This window comes from Cryobacterium sp. TMT2-10, assembly GCF_004403075.1.
In the GTDB taxonomy this organism is placed as follows: domain Bacteria; phylum Actinomycetota; class Actinomycetes; order Actinomycetales; family Microbacteriaceae; genus Cryobacterium; species Cryobacterium shii.
Window position 1 is genome coordinate 1 of sequence record NZ_SOGW01000118.1, and the last position, 1,486, is coordinate 1,486.

General features: G+C 74.0%; 1 protein-coding gene. It reads right to left on the reverse strand.

Translation table 11 applies throughout. The features are described 5' to 3' along the window. Nucleotides 1-1,486, reverse strand: a 1,486-nt coding sequence (locus E3T37_RS14565) for a DUF3488 and transglutaminase-like domain-containing protein (protein ID WP_134368000.1), incomplete at both ends; no start/stop codon positions are given.

The following is a 1,486-nucleotide window of genomic DNA, read 5'->3' on the forward strand; positions in this document are numbered from 1 at the left end:
GTCGCTCCCCCGGCGGCGCGAGCCCCGGCAGCGACCGCAGGCGCGCCGCGAACTCCCGCGGCGTCTCGGTCGCGCGCACGGGGATGCCGTGGTCGACGGCGAGGTCGGTGAGCTCCTGCCAGGCCTCCGCGGCCCCCGCGCGGCCGGCCAGGATCCGACGCCGTCGCTGTCGCCGCCGCTCGACCCGGCCGATCGCCGGCAGCAGCAGCAACGCGATCACCCCGACGAGGACCAGGATGAGGCGCAGCACGGTGACGGGTTCCTGGCGGGTGTCCGCGGAGCCGCCGCGGGCGCCGGGATCGGTCGCCGCGGGATCGTCGGTGATCCCAGGCCGTGCGGACCCGGCGGTCCCGCCCTGGCCGCCCGGAGTCTGGGCGGCATCCATTGTGCGGGTGTATTCGGGCAGCGCCCCGCGCCCCGGCGTCGGTTCGAACGGCACCCAGCCGACCCCGGCGAAGTACAGTTCCGGCCAGGCGTGCAGGTCATGGGAGTCCACGCTGTACCGTCCCGTCCCGGCGATCGAGCTGGAGGCGGAGAGCGTGCCGGGCTGGTAGCCGACCGCGATCCGGGCGGGAATGCCGATGGAGCGGGCCATCACGGCCATGGCCGAGGAGAAGTGCACGCAGTACCCGGTCTTCACCTCGAGGAAGGTGCTGACGACATCCACGCCGCCGCCGTCGAAGCCGGCCTTGGCCGGAGCCTCGGTGTCGTAGCTGAATTCCTCGCCGCGGAGGTACGTCTGCAGCGCCAGGGCCGCGTCATAGGCCGTGTCGGTGCCGGCCGTGACCTGCCGCGCGGTCTCCGCGATCCGGGGCGGGCTGTCCGCGGGCAGCCGGAGACTCCGCTGTACGCTCGACGGGTAGTCGCTGCCCGAGCCCCTCAGCTGGTCCCTGGTCGGCGCCAGGTTCAGCGCGATGACGGTGTACTCCTGGCCGCGGGTCGTGTCGTTCGCGCTGGTGATCGACCCGTTCGACCCGTTCCAGTACCAGGCCCCGGCCAGCCCCGTGATCGAGCGGGCCGGCGCCGGGATCGGCAGCCAGCGCGCCGACAGGCCGTCCACGACGATGTTCGTGCGGGTCTCGGTGACGGCCACTGAGTTCAACAGGCCCGGCGGCAGGGCGATCTTGTCCACGGTGTTCGCGGAATTGGACGGAAAGAGGCGGGAACTCCAGTCGCGGCCGGAGAACTCGTCCAGGGTGAGCAGCCGGAGGTAGGGCGCCCTCGTCGCCGTCGTGCGATAGTGCAGGACCGGCCGCGCCGTCGGGCGGCGCAGGTCCTCGCCCAGGTTGATCATCGGGCTGACGCCGTTGCCGAACAGCAGGGCACTGCTCGGGCGCCCGGCGACGCCACTGCCCGGGAACGCCGGGATGGCCACGCTCAGCACCATCGCGGCGGCGAGGGCCACACCGCCCACACCCAGCGCACCCCAGAGCGGGCCGGGGCCGCGGCGCCGCACGGGCGCGAAAACCCGGGGCGCGCCCGGCCC